16 protein-coding genes are annotated in these 17,346 nt (G+C 63.5%); 11 read left to right on the top strand and 5 right to left on the bottom strand.

Going from position 1 to position 17,346, the window contains the following annotated elements:
* The first annotated feature begins 2 nt into the window (after positions 1-2).
* The gene (locus RKP46_RS18205) at positions 3-1,286 is read left to right on the top strand and encodes an adenylate/guanylate cyclase domain-containing protein (RefSeq protein ID WP_311107937.1); all 1,284 of its coding nucleotides are present in this window, start codon (positions 3-5) and stop codon (positions 1,284-1,286) included.
* On the opposite strand, the gene RKP46_RS18210 is transcribed toward RKP46_RS18205, so the two are convergent.
* Entirely contained in the window at positions 1,277-3,010 is a 1,734-nt protein-coding gene (locus RKP46_RS18210) for an ATP-binding protein (protein WP_311107938.1), read from the bottom strand. The two genes, RKP46_RS18205 and RKP46_RS18210, sit on opposite strands and share 10 nt — an antisense overlap.
* 185 nt (positions 3,011-3,195) lie before the next feature.
* Here RKP46_RS18210 and RKP46_RS18215 point away from each other — a divergent pair, with 185 nt between their 5' ends.
* The 7 genes from RKP46_RS18215 (at position 3,196) to RKP46_RS18245 (ending at position 8,292) form a co-directional block, all read left to right on the top strand.
* Positions 3,196-3,915 (top strand): prepilin-type N-terminal cleavage/methylation domain-containing protein, encoded by a 720-nt coding sequence (locus RKP46_RS18215; RefSeq protein WP_311107939.1) that lies wholly within the window; start codon positions 3,196-3,198, stop codon positions 3,913-3,915.
* A gap of 234 nt (positions 3,916-4,149) precedes the next feature.
* Positions 4,150-5,133: a KpsF/GutQ family sugar-phosphate isomerase gene (locus RKP46_RS18220; RefSeq protein ID WP_311107940.1), complete on the top strand. Its 984-nt coding sequence runs from the start codon at positions 4,150-4,152 to the stop codon at positions 5,131-5,133.
* Positions 5,134-5,688: a phenylphosphate carboxylase subunit delta gene (locus RKP46_RS18225; RefSeq protein ID WP_311107941.1), complete on the top strand. Its 555-nt coding sequence runs from the start codon at positions 5,134-5,136 to the stop codon at positions 5,686-5,688.
* A complete protein-coding gene (gene lptC, locus RKP46_RS18230; RefSeq protein ID WP_311107942.1) occupies positions 5,685-6,263 on the top strand; it encodes an LPS export ABC transporter periplasmic protein LptC in 579 nt (192 codons plus the stop codon). The genes RKP46_RS18225 and lptC overlap by 4 nt, the downstream gene beginning before the upstream one ends.
* An 11-nt stretch (positions 6,264-6,274) precedes the next feature.
* A complete protein-coding gene (gene lptA, locus RKP46_RS18235) occupies positions 6,275-6,889 on the top strand; it encodes a lipopolysaccharide transport periplasmic protein LptA (protein ID WP_311107943.1) in 615 nt (204 codons plus the stop codon).
* A gap of 269 nt (positions 6,890-7,158) precedes the next feature.
* Positions 7,159-7,710, top strand: a complete 552-nt coding sequence (locus RKP46_RS18240; RefSeq protein WP_300331631.1) for a phasin family protein — start codon at positions 7,159-7,161, stop codon at positions 7,708-7,710.
* A 33-nt stretch (positions 7,711-7,743) separates the two neighbouring features.
* On the top strand, positions 7,744-8,292 hold the full coding sequence (locus tag RKP46_RS18245) for a phasin family protein (RefSeq protein ID WP_311107944.1): 549 nt from the start codon (positions 7,744-7,746) through the stop codon (positions 8,290-8,292).
* 75 nt (positions 8,293-8,367) lie between these two features.
* Here the strand turns inward: RKP46_RS18245 and RKP46_RS18250 are convergent, their stop codons facing one another.
* The gene (locus RKP46_RS18250) at positions 8,368-9,123 is read right to left on the bottom strand and encodes a molybdopterin-binding protein (RefSeq protein ID WP_311107945.1); all 756 of its coding nucleotides are present in this window, start codon (positions 9,121-9,123) and stop codon (positions 8,368-8,370) included.
* A 35-nt stretch (positions 9,124-9,158) separates the two neighbouring features.
* Complete coding sequence (hrpA, locus tag RKP46_RS18255; protein WP_311107946.1) at positions 9,159-13,133, bottom strand: ATP-dependent RNA helicase HrpA; 3,975 nt, start codon at positions 13,131-13,133, stop codon at positions 9,159-9,161.
* Positions 13,134-13,640: 507 nt separating this feature from the next.
* On the opposite strand from hrpA, the gene yiaA reads away from it, so the two are divergent.
* From yiaA to ahpF, 3 genes are all read left to right on the top strand, one after another.
* Positions 13,641-14,096 (top strand): inner membrane protein YiaA, encoded by a 456-nt coding sequence (gene yiaA, locus RKP46_RS18260; protein ID WP_311107947.1) that lies wholly within the window; start codon positions 13,641-13,643, stop codon positions 14,094-14,096.
* Positions 14,097-14,262: 166 nt separating this feature from the next.
* Positions 14,263-14,826 (top strand): alkyl hydroperoxide reductase subunit C, encoded by a 564-nt coding sequence (gene ahpC, locus RKP46_RS18265; RefSeq protein ID WP_311107948.1) that lies wholly within the window; start codon positions 14,263-14,265, stop codon positions 14,824-14,826.
* A gap of 123 nt (positions 14,827-14,949) precedes the next feature.
* Complete coding sequence (gene ahpF, locus RKP46_RS18270) at positions 14,950-16,509, top strand: alkyl hydroperoxide reductase subunit F (protein WP_311107949.1); 1,560 nt, start codon at positions 14,950-14,952, stop codon at positions 16,507-16,509.
* Here ahpF and RKP46_RS18275 read toward each other — a convergent pair.
* Complete coding sequence (locus tag RKP46_RS18275) at positions 16,502-16,642, bottom strand: hypothetical protein (RefSeq protein WP_311107950.1); 141 nt, start codon at positions 16,640-16,642, stop codon at positions 16,502-16,504. The genes ahpF and RKP46_RS18275 overlap by 8 nt on opposite strands.
* Positions 16,643-16,858: 216 nt before the next feature.
* On the bottom strand, positions 16,859-17,346 hold a 488-nt coding region (locus RKP46_RS18280; RefSeq protein WP_409194166.1), incomplete at its 5' end, for a nicotinate-nucleotide diphosphorylase.

A 17,346-nucleotide genomic window follows, 5' to 3' on the forward strand; every position in this document is an offset into this window, starting at 1 on the left:
TAATGAGTCCGCAATCGACCTTCCTGGCCCGGCTGCGCAGCGCTGGCACGACTCCGGAAGACTCCGATGACCTGCGGCTGCAGAAGTCCCTGCTGTTCTTCGCCACCGGCTTGATCACACTGGCTTCGATGGTCTGGCTGCTGATCTATCGACTGATCGGGCCGCAGTATTCCTCCAACCTCCCGTTTGGCGTTCAGTTGCTGCTCGTCGGCAACCTGCTCATCTACGTCCACACGCTCAACTTTCGCGTTTTCCGGGCGACCCAGCTTGGCCTCTTCCTGATCATCCCCTTCGTCGCGCAATGGAGTATCGGCAGCTTCACCGACGCCAGCGGGATCAGCCTGTGGGCACTGCTCGCCCCGATCGGTGCGGTCATTTTCGTCGGGCCACGCCAGTCGGTCGTCTGGTTCCTCGCCTATGTCGCCTTGACAGTCGCCTCGGGTGGAGTGGAGTACTACCTGATCGACGCCTGGGCAACGGACACGGAAAGCGTTCCGGCGCAGACCAGCACGTTCTTCTTTGCCCTGAACTTCGGCGCCATGTCGGCCATCATCTATCTCCTGCTGCGCCACTCCGACAGCGAAAAGCACCGCGTGCAGGAGCGCCTGCGCGAAGCGCATCGCCTGTTGCAGTGTGAGCAGGAGCGTTCGCAGCGACTGCTCCTCAACGTTCTGCCGGGGGCGATTGCCGAACGTCTGAAGAACAGCGATCAGCCGATCGCCGACGGCTTCCCGGAGGTCTCGGTGATGTTTGCCGACATCGTGGACTTCACCCGGGTCGCCGAAGGACTCACACCCCAGCAGGTATTCGCCATGCTGAACAAGATCTTTTCCTGTTTCGATGAACTGGCCGAGCGCTTCGGTCTGGAGAAAATCAAGACGATTGGTGACGCGTACATGGTTGCCGGCGGCCTTGACGGAAGCGGCAATTGCCTTGCCGCACTGGCCGACATGGCGCTCGCCATCTGCTCGGTCCTGCAGCACGACTTCAGCATCAACGACCGGCGCCTGGCGGTGCGCATAGGCATCGCCAGCGGCCCGGTGGTTGCCGGCGTCGTGGGTAAGAAGAAGTTCATCTATGACCTGTGGGGAGATACGGTCAACATCGCCAGCCGAGTGACCAGCGAAGCAATTCCGGGTATCGTTCAGGTCGACGCGCGCAGCTATCAGTGTCTGCACCAGGACTTCGCCTTTCACGAACCGCGCGCGATTCAGGTCAAGGGCAAGGGAAACATGGTTGTTTACGGCCTGATCGGTCGCCGCACGCCGGCCGACGATCAGGGCTGAGCAATGGTGCAGCAATCATCGCCAACGGGCCTGGATGCGCGGCGCAGCTCGAAACAGACGCGACCGCGAACGTTGCTCGCCAAGCGCAGACAAAAACCGCAGCTGGCCGCTTCCTGCGCCGACTGATAAAGACCGATTCCCAGACCGCCGGCCGAGGCTACCGGCGCCTGCAGCAGATCAGCCAGCACTTCGTCACCGATCGGTTCACCGTTGTCGCAGACGCTAAGCAGCGACGCGTCCGCGGTAAGCACGACGCGAACGTGCAGATCGCCGCCGGGGCTCGCTTTGCCGAGCGCATTGTGCAGCAGGTTGTCGAGCACCGCGTCGAAGAGCACGGCCGGCACCAGAGCATCGCGGGCGAAGTCGACTGCCGTGAAGCCGACCGGCGAATGCGCGTAGCGCTGCTGCTGAATCCGCCACCATAGTTCTGCCGACAGCAGACCGCCGGGCTCGCTGTGCGGCTGGCGCAGCTTGTTCAGCGCATGCTGCAGGCGCTGCGTGATCTGCGGCAGTTGCCGTTGCAGGATAAGGTCGCAGCGTTCGCCGTCGTCCCGGCTCGCCTGCACCAGGTAACACAGATTGTTGAGCGACTGCAGCAGATTCTTCACGTCGTGCGTCAGCCGCGCACCCGTTTCGTGAATCGCCCGCATGTAGCCAAGCTGTTGCAGTTCGCGTGCGCGCAACTTCGCCACATAGTGCTCATTGGCCAGACGAGCGAGCAGGTGAAAATGCCAGACGAGCGCCGGGCTGAGGCGGTGCCGCGTGTACAGACTCAAATGCAGGGGCTGGCTGGCGAAATCATGACTGAAGCGGGACGAACTGCCGAAGGTCCCGCGGCGCGCCCCGGCACTCCATGCGCCACCTGCCACCCAGGGCAGATCGAGCATCTCAGCCAGCGCCTGCGCGAGAAACTTATCGGGATCGATCTCCTGCGCGGCCAGCGTAGTCAGACGATGGAGCCAGTTTTCCAACGGCAGGCCAATGCTCAGCAAGTAGCGTGAAAAGAAGACGCCGATGCCGGTAAAGCCCGGTCGGGTGTTCCAGGCCCAGCCGATGAGGAACAGGACGGCGGCCATGGCGAGCAGCGTATCGACCACTGCCGCCAGGTAGCTGATCCCTTCGAAGAGCATGAAAGCCAGACTGCCGAGGACCAGAACAGCGATCAACAGAAAGATGAAAAGGCTGTAGAACAGGTCGATCATGCCACCGCTGCACCGGTCGCTGACGCCGGAAAACGGCAGCAGGGTCATCAGCAGCAGAACCACCGGCATCCCCCAGGCGAACTCTCGATCGAGCGACGGCCCCAATTGCGTGCTCTCGGGCACGGCGCGCGGGACCAGTTCGAAAAGCAGAGCAGCCAACAGGTAGGCAAAGGCGGCGAGATAGAAGACGCGCGTTGGTCGATGATCGATGAACATCACACGTCCACCGACCAGGGCGGCGAGCATGACCACCCAGACGATCAGCAGCCAGTCGCCATACCAGATGATGCCGCCACCAAGGACGAGTGCCATCACCGTCAGCCCACCCAGATCGATCTTGCGCTCGGCATAGACGAAGGGCTGCCAGAGAATGAACAGCCCGACGTCGACCAACCAGCACAACAGGCTGATCGCAGCATCGGCACGGCTGACCAGGGCCAAGTGGAGCAGCGCGAGCAAGGCCGTGACGAGCCAGCGCTGGCGTTCGTGCAGGGCCGTCCCCAACTGCTGCAGAGCGGTCACGCGCGGCGCCCGGTACGACCCGAATGTGACATAGTGCACACGGCGAAGGCAGTCGGACTCTCGACACGAGTGTCGGAATATGGACAAATGCCGCTTCTTGCGGGGCTCAATCTGCCTGCCAAGGCTGGCATGGAACATGCTCCTTTGTGCGGGTCACGATGTCTCGAAACAATACGGAGAAGAAGATGAACCAGTTGCGCAAACAGCAGTCGGGCTTCACCCTGGTCGAAATTGCCATTGTACTCGTCATCATCGGCCTGCTTCTGGGCGGGGTCCTGAAGGGCCAGGAGCTGATCAACAGCGCCAAAGTCAAGAACATGGTGAATGATTTCCGCACCGTCTCGAGTCTGGTCTATGCCTACCAGGATCGTTTCAAGGCCTTCCCGGGCGACCAGACGGCGGCGCAGCTCACCGACGCGTTCGGCGCCGCTGCCGCGGCCACCCCGTGCGCACCCGCCGCAGCCGGTCTGTGCGCGCAGAACAACGGCCGCATCGACGGCAACTGGAACGCGGGCGGCGCCACCGGAACCGGAGTCGCCACCGAGGAAAGCTCTCTCTTCTGGCAACACGTACGCCTGGCCAATCTGGCCAGCGGTCCGACCGTCCTGACCGATGTCGGCTACCGGATGCGTAACGCCGATGGCGGCTTCGTCGGTATCGAGAGCGGCGTCAACGCAGCCGGTGCCGCGGCTCCCTGGATCCAGGCCATGCGCGGCTCGTTCTTCGTCTGCTCGCGCGGAATTCTCGGGCGCTACGTCAAACAGATCGATTCGACGATGGATGACGGCAACACGGCAACCGGCTCGGTGCGCGCCGTTCTCGACACGGCAGCCCGTGGCACTGCGGCGGTCGCCACCGCGGCCATCGTCGATGGCTCGTCGTACACGGTCTGCGCCGGGTTCTGACGCGGGACACGATGCGCCAGCCCTAAACCAGCCCTAAGCCAACCGTAACCGTCTGCGCCGACTCGCGTTGCGCACGCGAGTCAGGCTTGCCCCGCACGAGCTGCTGCCCCACCGGTGCAGCAGCTTTTCTTTGCGCGCTCGACCGAGCACACCGGGCATCACGGCAGGACGGGCTCGGGATCAGGCAGCCAGAGGCTTCTGCTATACTCGTCGGATGACACGCGCCGCACGCTCATGAGTCAACCCTTGCCGTCAGCCAAGGCACTCGACCTTGCCCGCCAGGTTCTGCGCATCGAAGCAGCGGCCGTACTGGCGCTGAGCGAGCGGCTCGACGGAGCATTCCTCGACGCGCTGGCGCTCATCCTGAACTGCCGCGGACGGGTCGTCGTCAGCGGCATCGGCAAGTCGGGCCACATCGGCCGCAAGCTGGCCTCGACGCTGGCCAGCACCGGAACTCCGGCGTATTTTGTCCACCCGGCGGAAGCCAGTCATGGCGACCTCGGAATGATCACGCGCGATGACGTGCTGATCGCCCTGTCGAACTCCGGTGAGAGCGCCGAACTGCTGACCATCGTACCGATCGTCAAGCGCCAGGGCGGCAAGCTGATCAGCATGACCGGCAACGACCGATCGTCGCTGGCGCTCGCCGCCGATGTTCATCTCGACGCAGCCGTCGCGCAGGAAGCTTGCCCATTCAACCTGGCACCGACCGCGAGCACGACCGCAGCGCTCGCAATGGGTGACGCGCTGGCCGTTGCGCTGCTTGATGCGCGCGGCTTCGGGCGCGAGGATTTCGCCCGTTCGCACCCCGGCGGCTCGCTCGGCCGGCGCCTGCTGACGCATGTACGCGATGTCATGCGCAGCGGCCCGGCTACACCGCACGTATATCCGGAAACGCCGCTGTCGGCAGCCATCCTTGAAATGTCGCGTGGCGGCATCGGCATGACGACAGTCGTCGATGAGCAGCAACGGGTGATCGGCATCGTGACCGACGGTGACTTGCGCCGCGCCTTTGCGCGCAACCTGGATCTGCGCACCTTGTCCGCTGCCGACATCATGGGCCGGCGGCCGTACACGATTGGCCCGGACAAACTGGCTGTGGAGGCAGTGGAGATGATGGAGCAATTCAAGATCAACCAGTTGCCCGTCGTCGACGGCAGCGGCCGGCTGCTCGGCGCGCTCAACATGCATGATCTCTTCCAGGCCAAGGTGATCTAGATGAGGCAGGTCGCGAGACACACGCACGCGGTCGATTGCGCGCGCCGCGTGCGATTGATGGCCTTTGACGTCGACGGCGTGCTGACCGACGGTTCGCTCATCTACAGCGACGAGGGAATCGAACTGAAAGCCTTCAATACGCTTGACGGGCTGGGCCTCAAACTGTTGCAGCAGGCGGGAATCGGCGTTGCCATCATCACCGGCAGACGCGCGCCTTGCGTCGAGCTGCGTGCGCGGGATCTTGCCATCCCGTATCTGTTTCAAGGCGTTCACGACAAGCTGGAAGTCATGCGCGCACTGCTCGACGAAGTCGGCCTCGGCCTGGCCGAAGCCGGTTACATGGGCGACGACCTGATCGACCTGCCGGTGATGAGCGCCTGTGCCTTCTCGGCAACGCCGAGTGACGGACAGGCCATCGTCAGGCAGCATGCGCGACTGACCACGGCACGCGCTGGCGGCCGCGGCGCCGTACGCGAAGCATGCGAATTCATCCTCGCGGCGCAGGACAAGCTGGCCGCCGCCTGGGCCCCGTTTCTGCCGAAGGACCGCCAGTGAAACAATGGAGTACGGCAGTCCTGCCGCTGAGCATCCTGCTCACGCTGGCCGCGCTGACTTTCTGGTTACGCTACGCCACCGAATTCCCGGATACCCATTCCGACGGCAAGCACCGTCACGACCCGGACTATATCGTCAGCGAGGTCACGGTACGCAAGCTTGACAAGACGGGAATGCTGCGCCACACGCTGTTTGCCGAGGAACTGCGCCATTATCCGGACGACGACTCGACCGAGTTGATCAAACCAACGCTGGTCCACGTGCAGCCCGGAAGGCCGCGACTGACCGTCAAAGCGGCGCATGGCCGTCTCACCTCGCAAGCCGAGCGCGTCGACCTGCGTGAGGATGTCGAAGTCCACCGCGAGGCTGACGGCAAGCATGAGGCCTTGTTGGTCAGCACCACCGAACTGACCGTCCTGCCCGACGAGGAAAAGGCTTTTACCAAGAGCAAAGTGGTGATCACTCAGGGAAAATCGTCGATTCAGGGAGTCGGGATGCAGGTCGACAACAAGCTGCGAACCTTCGTCCTCGAAGCGCAGGTCAACGGGCTGATCGACAGCCATAGGGTCAAGTGAGAAACATCAACATGAAAATCAACTACTGTGCCAGCCTCGCCTCGTGTCTCTTGCTCGCCCTTGCCTTGCCAGCGCACGCCGAGCGCGCCGATCGCGATAAGCCGATCCACCTGGAAGCGGACCGGATGAGCATAGACGACATCAAGAAGGTCCAGGTCCTCGAAGGACGGGTCGTCCTGATTCAGGGAACGATCGAGATCCGGACCAACCACCTGGTCGTCACGCAGGATGCTGATGGCTTCCAGAAAGGAACGGCAACGGGCGGGTCAAACGGGCTGGCGCGATTTCGGCAGAAGCGCGACGGTCGCGACGAATACATCGAAGGCGAAGCCGAGCGCATCGAGTACGATGCACGCAGCGAAAAGGCCGAGTTCTTCAATCGTGCCTGGGTACGCAGCGGGCTCGACGAAGTGCGTGGCCAGTATATCTCCTACGATGGGCTGAACGAATCCTATCTGGCAACGACCGGTGGTGCAGCAAAGAACGCCGGCGGAGGCAGTCCAGCCCGCGTGCGGGCAGTCATTCAGCCAAAGAGCAAGGGAAAGGCGGAGGCGGCCCCTGGCACCCAGAAGGCTGAGCCCTTGCTCCTCAAGCCTGCCACGAACGTAGCGCCCAGAAGCGATTAGACCGACGCGGGCCGCCAGGCGGCCGGTATTGTCGCGCAGCAACATCCCGCTTTGCCGCAATAAAAAGTCCGGACAAGGACAGGATAGTCCTTTTTATTAACCGCATACCCTTTTTTGTGCGGCGCACAAAAAAGGCTTGACAAGCGGCAGAAGAGGTCTATAATCGCCGTCATGGTGCAGTGCAGCAAAGAACTTGGCCCCTGATTCGGGCATCGGCAAACGAGACCTGCCGTTGTTGTGTTGTGCCTCTTTTCTTAAGGAGATTGACCATGTTCACCACCCCCGAGCAATTCGCCGCCGCCAACAAGGCTTCCGTTGACGCCATGCTGACCCTTGCCAATACCGCCCTGGCAAGCGCTGAGCGTATCGCCGCGCTGAACCTCAACACCGCCCGCTCGATGCTGGAAGACGGCGTTGCCAATGCGAAAGCGATGCTCGGCGCCAAGGATGCGCAGGAATTCTTCGCCGTGCAGGCTTCTCTTGCCCAACCCAGCCTGGAAAAGGCGGTCGCCTACACGCGCAGTGTCTACGAGATTTCCGCGCAGTCGAAGGAAGAAATGTCGAAACTGCTCGAAGCGCAGTTCGCCGAGTTCCAGAAGCAAACGCTGGCGCTGCTCGAGAAGGCAACGAAGAACGCGCCGGCCGGCTCCGATGTCGCCGTTTCAGCGGTCAAGTCGGCCATTTCGGCCGCCACTTCAGCTTTCGACAGCATGAACAAAGCGGCCAAGCAGGTTGCCGAAATCGCCGAAGCGAACGTCGCCGCGGCGACCAACGCAACGGTCAAGGCGGTCGGTGCAACGGCTGCCAGCGTCAAGAAGTAAGTCCGGTCACGCTTGTCATTCACGGAGAGACTCATGAGCAATATCGATCTCGAACAACTGGCTCAGAGCCAGAAAGCCAACGCCCAGGTCATGATGACGCTGGTTCGCACCGCTTTTCATGGCCTGGAGCAGTTGTCGGCGCTCAACCTCGCGGCCAGTCGCGAGCTGTTCAATTCCAGCACCAGCGGCGCTCAGCAATTGCTGAACGTCAGAAGCCCGGAAGATCTGAAGGATGTTGCCGCATCGGTTGCCCGGCCGAACGTCGACAAGCTGCTCGAGTACTCGCGCAACCTGTACGAACTGGCGGCCAACATGCAGCGCGAAATCACCACGGTGATGGAAGAACAGTACAACAACGTGCGCCATAACGCTTCCGGCCTGATCGAGAAGACGGGCCTTGCCAGCCCGGTCGGCGGCGAAGTTTTCGGCGCCGCAATGAAGCAGATGATGAACGCCTCGACCACCGCTTTCGAGAATATCTCGCAGATGGCCAAGCAGATGACCGACATCGTCGACACCAATGTCAAGGCAGCGACGAGCGCAACTGCCCAAGCCGCGGCAGCGCTGACGCCCAAGAAATAGGCCGTTCGCGCAGCGCGTCACGCCTGACCAACCCCGGCACTCGCCGGGGTTTTTGCTTGGCCGGCCGGCGCACGGTCAAGCGCGCCACTGCCAGACAATCTGCCGCCGTTCCACTTCCTGCCGAATGCTGTCCATCGCCCGATCGACCAGCGCCGGCTCACCTTCGACGCCCAGCTCGAGATGCCGCCGCTGGCCATCGTCGCCCATCGACGGCAGGCTGAACAGCCGCAGGCTCGGGTAGTCGGCAACGATACTCTGCATCAAGTCGAGCAGCGCACTTTCGTAGGCATTGGCGCCGGTCAACAGAAACGCTTTCTCGACCTTTGGCTGGCGAGGAAACAGGTCGGCATGGAAGCTGTCCAGCGCCCACTCCGCCATCGGATGCGCCATCTGCGGAAAACCCGGTAGGAAGTAGTGTTGGCGCACGTGGAAGCCGGGAATCCGGTTGAACGGATTGGGCACAATGTCGACGCCGCGCGGGAAGGTGCCGAGAAGCAGGCGAACGGCGGTCGTTTCGTCGCCGAAACGGGCGCGGATTTCGCGCTCGGCGTCCGGATGCACGACGAGGTCGACGGCCAGTGCCTCCGCCGCTGCCTGCCGCGTGTGATCGTCGGGTGTGTTGCCGATGCCGCCGAAGCTGAAAACGATGTCCCCCGCCGCGAAACTGCGGCGCAGCGTAGCCGCGATGCGCGCGCGCTCGTCACCCAGATACTCGACCCACGACAGGCGCAGGCCACGCGCCGCCAGCAGTTCTGCGATGGCGGAAAAGTGGCGATCAGGCCGCTTCCCCGAGAGAATCTCGTCGCCAATGATCAGGGCTCCGAAGGTCATCGAATTTCCTTTCTCGTGGGTGGCAGGGGTCGCGCTCACAGCGTCTCCCACATCTTCTGCAAACGCTTGCTCGAAACGGGTACCGGCGTGCGTAGTTCCTGGGCAAAGAGCTGCACGCGCAACTCCTCGAGCAGCCAGCGAAATTGTTCGAGTTGCGGCTCGCGGACGCCCTGTTTGGCGCGCAGCGTCGCGCGCCGCTGGTAGTTGGCCCAGAGCGGCGCATACTCGGCCAACAAGCGAGCGTCGCGCGCAGCGCCCGGCGCGCCGGCCGCCTTCAGCTTGTCGAGGCGCAGCGCGATGGCCTGCAGATAGCGCGGGTAGTGCTGCAGACGGACGAACGGCGTGTCGGCGATGAAGCGCTTGCCGATCAGTCGCCCGAGTTGCTCTTCGACATCCTGCAGCACGCTGCGGTAAGCCCGACACGCGGGCAGCCTTTTCTGCACCATTTGCCATTCGCCGAGGATTTGCCCGACCAGCCGACAGATCTCCTGCGCCAGCAAGGCAAGGCGTGGCTTCGCCTCGCTGCAGCGCCGGCGAAAAGCGGCCTCGTCGGTCGGCCACGGCTCGCCCAGGCAGGCGCGGGAAAAAGTGACTTCGATCAACTGCCGGCGCAGATCGTCGAGCGTTCCCAGCACCATGAACTGCATCGCCATCTGGGTCAAGCCCGGCAGGTTCTTTTCGAGATAGCGCACCTGGTCGCGCAACTGCAGCATGCAGAGTCGGCGCAAGCCGCCCGGGTGCTGGCCTTGCGCTTCTTCCAGCGAATCGAAAACGACCAGTGAAACGCTGTCGCCCTCGTCGACCAGCGCCGGATAGCCGACCGTCGGCTGGCCGCCGCTGCCGACCGTCTCGGCCATTTCCGGCAGTTCGCCGAAGACCCAATCGGCCATCCGGCGGTACTCGCCCGGGGTTTCGTGCAGTTGGCAAAACTCGTCCTTCGCCGCCCGGCCCCACTCGCTGCGCAACTCGGCCAGCTTGCGGCTCATGCCGATCTGTCGCCCGCCGTCGTCGACCAGGCGGAAATTGAGTTGCAGGTGGGCGGGCAAGGCATCCGGACGAAAGGCGTCGGGGGTAATCTCCCAGCCACGCGCGTTCAGCCCGCGCGTCTGCAGAATGAAGCCGATCAGCGCGCTGAGCAGAGGTTTGTCAGCCGGCTCGACCCGGGCGACGAACTCGCCGGCAAAGGCGGGCAGCGGCACCAGCTTGGCGCGAATCCGTTGCGGCAAGGTCTTCAACAGAAGCTCGACCTTTTGTGCCAGCAAGCCCGGCACCAGCCACTCGCAGCGCGCCGCCGGAAGCTGATTGAGCTGGGCGAGCGGCAGCGTCAGCGTGACGCCATCGCGTGGACTGCCGGGCTCGAAGTGATAGCAGAGCTCGTACTCGTTGCCGGCGATGCGCAACGCGTGCGGGAAAGTTTCGGTCGTGACCCCGGCCGCTTCGTGCCGCATCAGGTCGGCGCGCTGCAGGTAGAGCAACTGCGGGTGTTCGCGCTCGGCGTCCCGTCGCCAGTCGTCGAAGCTCGCACCGTTGTAGGCGCCGACGGGCAGCAGGCGATCGTAGAAGGCAACGATCAGTTCATCGTCCACCAGGACATCGGGCCGGCGCGACTTGTGTTCAAGCATCTCGATGTCGAGGACGAGTTGCTGGTTGTGCGTGAAGAAGCCCCAGCGCCGTGCGTATTCGGGACTGACCTCGCCGGCGACGAGCGCCTGGCGGATGAAGATGTCGCGCGCCGCCGCCGGGTCGAGCGGACCGAAATGCACCCGCCGGCGCGGCTCGACGACGATCCCGTAGAGCGTGACGCGTTCGAAAGCGACCACCTGCATGGCCGACTTTTCCCAATGCGGGTCGAACCAGCTCCGCTTCAGCAGATGCGCACCGACGCGTTCAAGCCACTCGGCTTCGATGCGCGCGACACAACGGGCATAAAGTCGCGTCGTGTCGCTGATCTCCGCGGCGACGATCCACTTGCCGGCCTTCTTCTGCAACGCCGAAGCGGGATGAATCGCGAAGCGGATTCCACGCGCGCCCAGATAGAGCGCAGAATCTTCCGACTTGCAGCCAATATTGCCCAGCAGACCGGCAAGCAGCGCCCGATGGATCGCCTCGTAGGTCGCCGGCAACTGGTTTTCCCGCCATTGCTGCTCGGCGGCAAAGGCGTGCAGCTGCGCGTGGATGTCGCGCCATTCGCGCATGCGCAGCGGCGACAGGAAGCGTTCGCGGCAGGCGGCGTGCAGCTTGCGTTGCGACTTCCGATGTTCGATCTCGTTGTCATACCAGTCCCAGAGCTTGAGCCAGGAGAGAAACTCGGAGCGCTCGTCGGCCAGTTGCCGGTGCGCCGCATCGGCGCTTCCCTGGCGCTCCTGCGGCCGCTCGCGCGGGTCCTGGACGCTCAGCGCGGCGGCGATGATCAGCACCTCGCGCAGGCAGCCTTCGTCGCGTGCCGCCACGACCATCCTCGCCAGACGCGGATCGAGCGGAATCTTCGCCAATGCCTGACCGATCGGCGTCAACGCGTACTCGCTATTCACTGCTCCGAGCTCGAGCAGCAACTGGTAAGCGTCGGCCACCGCCTTGCGCGGTGGTGGATCGAGAAAGGGAAACTCCTCGATGGCGCCCAGACGCAAGGCCTTCATGCGCAGGATGACGCCGGCGAGCGATGAACGCAGGATTTCGGGCTCGGCGTAGAGCGCTCGGGCCAGATACTCGGGCTCGTCGTAGAGGCGGATGCAGACCCCAGCGGCGACCCGCCCGCAGCGTCCCGCGCGCTGGTTCGCCGACGCCTGCGCGATCTTCTCGATGTGCAGTTGCTCGACCTTGTAGCGATACGAGTAGCGCTTGACGCGCGCCAGGCCGCTGTCGACGACATAGCGAATCCCCGGCACGGTGAGCGAAGTCTCCGCGACGTTCGTCGCCAGCACGATGCGCGAGCCCACGTGCGGCTTGAAGATGCGTCCCTGCTCCTCGGCCGACAACCGGGCAAAAAGCGGCAAGATTTCGGTATGCGGCGGATGCTGCTTGCGCAGCACTTCGGCCGCTTCGCGAATCTCGCGTTCGCCGGGAAGGAAGACGAGAATGTCGCCCGGTCCGCCGCGATGCAGCTCGCTGCACGCCTCAGCGATCGCCTGGTAAAGGTCGCGCTCCTCGTCGTTGCCTGCGTTCGCCTCGCCCGTGTTGCTCGTATCCAGCGGTCGATAGCGCAACTCGACCGGATGCAGCCGCCCCGAAACCTCGATCACCGGAGCGCCGGAGAAATGGCGGGAAAAGCGCTCCGCGTCGATCGTTGCCGAGGTGACGATCAGCTTCAGATCGGGCCGCCGCGGCAACAACTGCTTGAGGTAGCCGAGCAGAAAATCGATGTTCAGGCTGCGTTCGTGCGCCTCGTCGATGATCAGCGTATCGTACTGCTCCAGCCAGGGATCGCTTTGCGTTTCCGCCAGCAGAATCCCGTCCGTCATCAGCTTGAGGTAGGCCTCGGGCGCGCTGCGGTCGCTGAAACGCACCTTGTAGCCGACCAGCCGGCCGAGTTCGCTATGCAGTTCGTGGGCGATCCGCGCCGCGGTGCTGCGCGCGGCGATCCGGCGCGGCTGCGTATGCCCGATCAGCCCACTCACCCCGCGCCCAAGTGCAAGACAAATCTTGGGGATCTGCGTCGTCTTGCCGGAACCGGTCTCGCCGCAGACGATGACCACCTGCTGCTGGGCGATCAGTGCGGCGATCTCGTCACGCCGGGCATTGACCGGCAGATCATCGCAAAATTCCGGCTTCGGCAAACGCGCGCGACGCTCGGCAAAGGCACTGCGCGAGCGCGCGAGGAGAGTCTCGCGCTCGGCCAGCAAGGTCTCCCGGCGGACCCCGAAAACGTGCCGAAGATCGCGCGCCAGCGCGCCCAACCGACGCCGATCGCTGACCAGGCAATCGCCGAAGGCCGGCGTCTGACCGGCCGCGCCGCGCCGCCGGGGCGCCTCCCTGCCCTGGGCGGGCTGCGGATCGCTGGCTTCAGGCGGCATGGGCGAAGGCACCGACAACCAGCGGCGTAACTGCCGCGCAGACCGACACGGCAGGCAAGCGCCAGCACAGCTCGGCTTGGCAAGCCGGAACCATGGCACGAGGCAGCGAACGAACGCCAGGGACTGGCGGGCCGCTGATCATCGCGCGCACCAGCGACGCGCTCACGCCGCGCCCTTGCAGCCAGGCGTTGGCACACATTTCAGCCCCGCGGAACGTATCGATTGCTCATCGAGCCATGGTAACGACTGTGCGCGGATCACGGCAAGAGCCTGGCGTGATCGCCGGCAGGAATTGGCAAACCAGCGGCCGCGCGCCAAACCGCGAAACAGAACGAATTCGCTGACCCGGCAGGCGAGCACGCGGTGCGCGATGATCGACGGCGAGACCCCGAACGCCCGCCCCTTGACGACCTGAACCCCTTCCTTTATAAGGAGAAAACAGCGTGCGCAATGGACGCGACGTTGTTCACCATCGCTTGACGCAGCGAAACCCTTGAGGGGCAGAATATGAAACCACAGCCGCAGAAACCCACGGCAGCATTCATCGGTGCCTCCTGGCTGGCCTTGCTGGTTGGCGCATCCGGGTTCATTTCCGGGCTCTGGAATGCAGAGATGCCGGTATATGAAAAGGGCTACTACTTTACCGTTCTGATGTTCGGGCTATTCGCCGCCGTCTCGCTGCAGAAGGCGGTGCGCGACCGCCTGGAAGGGATTCCGGTAACCAACCTCTATTTCGGCCTCGCCTGGCTGGCGGTCGGCATGGCGATTCTCCTGCTCACCGCCGGTCTGTGGAACGTGACGCTGGCAATGAGCGAGAAAGGCTTCTACGCGATGGCCTTCCTGCTCAGCCTGTTTGCCTCAGTCGCCGTTCAGAAGAACGTGCGCGACATGGCACTGTTCAAGGACGAAGGCCCACTGGCGGATGAGAATGGCAACAACTCATTGGAAACACTGAACCGATAGCGCGCCCCGAGGCGACGACGGTATCCGGCGCGCGCGGACGTACCGATAGCCAGCCGCTATCTGACGAATTACCAGAATCAATTGGAACAATTATCGCAACTCGACTACGATGCGTTCCGTCGCATGACGATTCGTTTCCTTCACTGAACTCAAAGGAGAGCTCACGATGTCCTTGATCAATACCGAAATCAAGCCCTTCAAGGCAACCGCGTTCCACAATGGAAAGTTTGCTCCGGTGTCCGACGCTGACCTGAAAGGCAAGTGGTCGGTCGTCGTCTTCTACCCGGCTGACTTCACCTTCGTCTGCCCGACCGAACTGGGCGACCTGGCCGATCAGTACGACGCTTTCCAGAAGATTGGCGTCGAGGTCTATGCCGTATCGACCGACACGCATTTCACGCACAAGGCCTGGCACGATGCCTCGGATACGATCAAGAAGATTCGCTACCCGATGATCGGCGATCCCACCGGAACGATCACGCGCAACTTCGGCGTCATGATCGAAGAAGAGGGTCTGGCGCTGCGCGGCACCTTCGTGATCAACCCGGAAGGAGTCATCAAGGTCTGCGAGATTCATGACCTCGGAATCGGCCGCGACGCCAAGGAACTGCTGCGCAAGGTGCAGGCCGCGCAGTACGTCGCCAGCCATCCGGGTGAAGTCTGCCCCGCCCGGTGGACGCCGGGCGAAACGACGCTGAAGCCGTCGCTGGACCTCGTCGGCAAGATCTGAGCGCGCTGCGTCCGTGCTGCCGGAAGCGTTCCGGCAGCACGGCGAATGCTGCAGCGCAAAGGGGCCGCGCGGGCGAGCCGCCTGCCGGCCCCTTTTTCACGCCACTCGTAAAGGAAAACAGACATGTTGGACGCCAACATCGCCAATCAACTGCGCAGTTATCTGGAAAAGCTGCAGCGGCCCATCGAGTTGATCGCGGCCCTCGATGAAAGCGAGCAAGCCGACGAGATGTGGACGCTGCTGCAGGAGATCGCTGCGCTTTCACCGAAGATCAGCCTGCGACAGGACGCTGCGGCAGACCGCCGACCGTCGTTCTCGGTCGGCCAGCCGGGCGAAGCAGCGCGCATTCGCTTTTCTGGAATCCCCATGGGGCACGAGTTTACTTCGCTCGTCCTGGCGCTACTGCAAACTGGCGGCCACCCGCCGAAAGCGGATGCCGAACTGCTCGCGACGATCCGGGCCATCCCGGGAACGTTCCGCTTCACCACGTTCATTTCCCTTTCGTGTCATAACTGCCCGGAAGTCGTCCAGGCACTCAACCTCCTGGCGGTGGTCAACCCGGGGATCAGTCACGAGATGGTCGACGGCGCGCTCTTTCAGGACGAGATCGAGGCGCGCCAGATCATGGGCGTACCGACCGTCCTGCTCAACGACGAACACTTTGGCCAGGGCCGGATGACGCTGGAGGAAATCGTCGGGCGCCTGGACACAAACGCCCAGCAACGCGAAGCGGAAAGGATTACGGCGCGCGCGCCCTTCGACGTGCTGATCGTCGGCGGTGGGCCAGCCGGAGCGGCGGCCGCGATCTACGCGGCACGCAAAGGGATCCGTACCGGCGTCGTCAGCGAACGCTTCGGCGGACAGGTACTCGACACGCTGGCGATCGAGAACTTCATCTCGGTAAAGGAAACCGACGGACCGCGCCTCGCCGCCGGACTGGAACAGCACGTGCGCGAATATGAAGTCGACATCATGAACCTGCAACAGGCGGCGGCCTTGTTGCCGGCGGATGCCAGCGGACTGCACACCGTACGCCTGACGAGCGGTGCAACGCTGCGCAGCAAGACGGTGATCATTGCCACTGGCGCCCGCTGGCGTGAGATGAATGTTCCCGGCGAAAGGGAATACCGCGGCCACGGCGTCGCGTATTGCCCGCACTGCGACGGACCCTTGTTCAAGGGCAAGCGGGTTGCCGTGATCGGCGGCGGCAATTCTGGCGTCGAGGCGGCGATCGATCTGGCTGGCGTCGTCGCCCACGTGACGTTGATCGAATTTGAAGCGATGCTGCGCGCCGACGCCGTCCTGCAGAAGAAGTTGTTCAGTCTGCCCAACGTGCAGGTCCTCACGTCAGCCCTGACCAATGAAGTCACCGGCACTGGTGGCAAGGTCGATGGCCTGGTGTACACTGATCGGCCGAGCGGCCAGAAGCAACGCATCGATCTGGAAGGCGTTTTCGTACAGATCGGCTTGCTTCCGAACAGCGACTGGCTGAAGGGAACGATCGACCTCTCGCCACGCGGCGAGATCGAGATCGACGCGCGCGGAGCAAGCTCGCTACCCGGCGTCTTCGCTGCCGGCGATGTGACGACCGTGCCCTACAAACAGATCATCATCGCCATGGGTGAGGGAGCGCGTGCCGCACTCGGTGCGTTCGACCATCTCATCCGGACGTCTGTCACCTGAGATAGATGACTGCCGGAAAGACCGCCGCGGCGAGCACCAGGACCAGCCATTCAAGCTTGTGGCGTGCCAGAAAGCCAGTGAAATGCATGATCAGAATCGAAATGGCCAGAATGTAGAACAGCGCGAAAAGCATCAGACAACCCTTTCTTCCTTGACGCCGACCGGCGCCGACGAGCGCGGCTGCCGCCTGCCCAGCAGCACGCCGGCGGAGCTGCAAAGGCGCGACCGGCAAGCGCAGCAACGCCAGCTTGTCACCGGCGGATTTCCCGCACCCGCCACGCGGCGCCGGCGATCAGCGGCTGCCGCAGCGTCGGTCGGCTGGCCATCCGCGCGTCGCTGGCACGCCAAGCTAGACCTGGAAGCGCATCGACAGGTCCAGCGCGTGCACGTCCTTGGTCAGCGCACCGATCGAAATCCGATGTACACCGGTTTCAGCGATCTGACGTACATTGTCTAGACTGACGTTGCCCGACGCCTCGAGTACGGCGCGCTCGCCAGCGAGCGCCACCGCCTGGCGCATCTGGTCGAGCGTCATGTTGTCGAGCAGGACCATCGTCGCCCCGGCAGCGAGCGCTTGCTGCAACTCGGTCAGCGTCTCGACTTCGACCTGAATGAACTGACAAGCATCGACCGCCTGCTCGGCAACCCGCCGCGCCGAATCGATTGCACCGGCGATGCTGCCCGCGGCAAGGATGTGGTTTTCCTTGATCAGAATGCCGTCGTAGAGTCCAAGGCGGTGGTTGCCGCCTCCGCCGCAGCGCACCGCATATTTTTGCGCCAGGCGCAAGCCGGGAACCGTCTTGCGCGTATCGACCACCTGCGCTGCGGTGCCGGCAA

This window comes from Accumulibacter sp. (assembly GCF_031732815.1).
Classification (GTDB): domain Bacteria; phylum Pseudomonadota; class Gammaproteobacteria; order Burkholderiales; family Rhodocyclaceae; genus Accumulibacter.

Excerpts from the sequence above, each read along its gene's own strand:
- RKP46_RS18245 (WP_311107944.1), top strand. The coding sequence starts at position 7,744 with ATGAGCAATATCGATCTCGAACAACTGGCTCAGAGCCAGAAAGCCAAC.
- RKP46_RS18220 (WP_311107940.1), top strand. The coding sequence starts at position 4,150 with ATGAGTCAACCCTTGCCGTCAGCCAAGGCACTCGACCTTGCCCGCCAG.
- RKP46_RS18225 (WP_311107941.1), top strand. The coding sequence starts at position 5,134 with ATGAGGCAGGTCGCGAGACACACGCACGCGGTCGATTGCGCGCGCCGC.
- ahpF (WP_311107949.1), top strand. The coding sequence starts at position 14,950 with ATGTTGGACGCCAACATCGCCAATCAACTGCGCAGTTATCTGGAAAAG.
- hrpA (WP_311107946.1), bottom strand. The coding sequence starts at position 13,133 with ATGCCGCCTGAAGCCAGCGATCCGCAGCCCGCCCAGGGCAGGGAGGCG.
- RKP46_RS18240 (WP_300331631.1), top strand. The coding sequence starts at position 7,159 with ATGTTCACCACCCCCGAGCAATTCGCCGCCGCCAACAAGGCTTCCGTT.
- yiaA (WP_311107947.1), top strand. The coding sequence starts at position 13,641 with ATGAAACCACAGCCGCAGAAACCCACGGCAGCATTCATCGGTGCCTCC.
- RKP46_RS18250 (WP_311107945.1), bottom strand. The coding sequence starts at position 9,123 with ATGACCTTCGGAGCCCTGATCATTGGCGACGAGATTCTCTCGGGGAAG.
- RKP46_RS18215 (WP_311107939.1), top strand. The coding sequence starts at position 3,196 with ATGAACCAGTTGCGCAAACAGCAGTCGGGCTTCACCCTGGTCGAAATT.
- lptA (WP_311107943.1), top strand. The coding sequence starts at position 6,275 with ATGAAAATCAACTACTGTGCCAGCCTCGCCTCGTGTCTCTTGCTCGCC.
- RKP46_RS18205 (WP_311107937.1), top strand. The coding sequence starts at position 3 with ATGAGTCCGCAATCGACCTTCCTGGCCCGGCTGCGCAGCGCTGGCACG.
- ahpC (WP_311107948.1), top strand. The coding sequence starts at position 14,263 with ATGTCCTTGATCAATACCGAAATCAAGCCCTTCAAGGCAACCGCGTTC.
- RKP46_RS18275 (WP_311107950.1), bottom strand. The coding sequence starts at position 16,642 with ATGCTTTTCGCGCTGTTCTACATTCTGGCCATTTCGATTCTGATCATG.